The following is a 265-nucleotide window of genomic DNA, read 5'->3' as shown; positions in this document are numbered from 1 at the left end:
GGTGTGGATCGGATAGCTCGGGTTCGGCGCGAGCACGACGTCGCCCGGGGCGGTGATCGCGGTGGCGAGGCTTGCCAGCCCCTCCTTCGATCCCATCGTCACCACGACGTCGGTCTCAGGGTTCAACTCGACCCCGAACCGTCGCCCGTAGTAATTCGCCTGCGCGCGGCGCAGACCGGGAATGCCCTTCGACTGTGAATAGCCATGCGCGTCGGGCTTGCGTGACACCTCGATCAGCTTCTCGATGACGTGCTCGGGCGGCGGC

The 265-nt window shown here is 66.8% G+C and carries 1 protein-coding gene; it reads right to left on the bottom strand.

The window, feature by feature from the left end; translation table 11 throughout:
* Nucleotides 1-265: aminotransferase class I/II-fold pyridoxal phosphate-dependent enzyme (locus AC0CH8_RS18905; RefSeq protein WP_465241201.1), on the bottom strand; the 265-nt coding region annotated here is incomplete at both ends.

The organism is Sphingomonas sp. AC435 (genome assembly GCF_979253005.1).
The sequence above is the reverse complement of the archived record's forward strand: the minus strand, read 5'-3'. Positions and strand labels throughout refer to the sequence as shown.